This window comes from Cryobacterium sp. RTC2.1, from assembly GCF_035018685.1.
GTDB lineage: Bacteria > Actinomycetota > Actinomycetes > Actinomycetales > Microbacteriaceae > Cryobacterium > Cryobacterium glucosi.
Map to the genome: position 1 here is coordinate 1 of NZ_JASJXJ010000273.1, position 1,955 is coordinate 1,955.

The window sequence follows — 1,955 nt, forward strand, 5'->3', positions numbered from 1 at the left end:
AACTTCCGCTAATCTAACCCCGCGACCTGGGGAGCTTCGATGAGCAGGACTGGGGAATTTCGCTGAGCGCCGTCACGCCGGCATTAGCAGCCCAGATCGGCCCAACAGCCCCTTCTACGAATGGCGCGGTCAGGATCGCCCATCGTGCTCGGGCCTGGCGCCGGGGGTCCATAATCAGAGCAGGGGCTCGTCTGAGGGGCCTGCGATGCAGGGGGAGATTGTGCACGTGAACAGACTGGATGCCGTTCGGACGCCTGGAAAGTATGGGGCAAGGCGGTGATGGTCCGGCAGAGCAATGGAGACCAGGATTCAACGGTCATAACCCCGCTCATGGATGCGAAACGCAGAATTTTCGTGAAGGCTTATCATGCCTTCATCGCTGCGTTTATCTTGTCGGCAGCGATGTACGGCGCGGAGATTATGGCGGGTTCGCAGTCCGGGAGTATGCCTTCCATTGGCATTGACCCCGCGGCCGCATTACTGGCTGTTACCGCCTTTTCGGCACTCATCGTCGGCCTAGTCCTGGCTGACAGATCTCTGATTGTCGACACGCGCACCTCGCGACCTGCGGACCAGGGCGAAAACCCATTTCACGTTCTCGCATCCGTCCTTGTTTTCGCGGACATGCTCGTGGCGTCTTCTGTCTTCACAGCGTTCATCGGGCTTGGAGCGCTCGTTAACGCCGTGCAACTTGCCATCGTAGGGTCGGAGTCTCCCGCAGGATCAGCGGCCAAGATGAGCACTTCGCTTCAGAACGTACTTCTGGCATTTGTCGTTGCAGGGATTGCCTTTGTATTTGTCCTCCTCGCAGCGGCAAACTCGAGGTCACAAGCCGAGGTCCGGGCGGTGAAGACATTCGCGGAGGAAACGTACAACACGGCAGCCCAGCGACGTATCGCGTGGCAAGCAAGATGGATGCAAGTCCACCCTTCGAAGCCCGGTCGTGAAGTGCTCAGCGACCTAGAACTGAAACTGGTTCAAAAGGCTCTACGGCCGTCTGCGTTTGCAGAATTGTGGCGCGTCATTGTTGCCTATTCTGTAATCTTCTTAGGCTTTTTCATCTTCGTCTTCGACCTGAGAGGAGGAATGCAGACTGTAAATAATCCATTGGAATTCCTTTGGGTATATGTGGCGTCGCACGCTATCGCCGTTGGTTTCTACACCCTTTTCGGGGTACTGGCGTATCTTTCCTTCCGTCAGGCTTTAGTGAGCCTGAGAAACAATCATGTGCCGAACGCAATCGGCTGGAGTACAGGCGTAGCTTTTTCCCTGCTGCCCACGACCTGGGCTGCCTTTATCGCTCTCGGACCATTCCTCGGCGGACTCGTGCTTGCTCTATATGGGGTACTGCTCGCAGCGGTCTGGTTCTTGAATCGCAAATCAAAGGTGGCTCTAGTCGACCTCGCGGGAGTCCCGTTGGTTGGAGTCAATAGAAAGGTCCAACTGGCCGCCTTCTACTATGCGGTCGGTGCCCAACTTCGAAACTTTTCCCTACCTGAGGAGCCGGAACAAGTCGCAGTCGGCGCCATGGCGACGAGACAACGACTGTTCCGGACTGTCGCAGCCCTCTTGAAGCCTCTTCGAAAGTCAAGATTGTCGACGCAAAGGACTTGAGGTCGGAATATCCGGCAGGGCTTCCTGAGAACGGCCGGTCTTGTTGTCGGCGCTCGTTGAAAGGTATGCCGTTGGCGCTCCTGGCATGCTTTTCGAGGAAGGGACCAACTGCGGAAACGCGGTGGGATTCAAGACCTCGGTTACTTGGTGGTTTTTGAGAAGCTGTACGGGCGCAAGTGGGAGCGACTCGGGTGGTTCTCGATGTCAACCTCCAAGGGGCTCAACGTGCGGAACCGACAGATCGTATGGATTTTGCGCGTCTGGGTGAATATTGGCTTCGATGGGCACCACCTGTGGTGCGAGTGAGCCCCACTGTTCAGATGCGTGATTTGTATCGTTCA

1 protein-coding gene is annotated in these 1,955 nt (G+C 56.6%); it reads left to right on the forward strand.

Annotated elements, in window-relative coordinates; all coding sequences use genetic code 11:
• Positions 1-330: 330 nt before the first annotated feature.
• Positions 331-1,614 carry a hypothetical protein gene (locus QN357_RS18745; protein WP_323505369.1) on the forward strand — a complete coding sequence of 428 codons (1,284 nt, stop codon included), beginning with the start codon at positions 331-333 and terminating at the stop codon, positions 1,612-1,614.
• Positions 1,615-1,955: the final 341 nt, after the last annotated feature.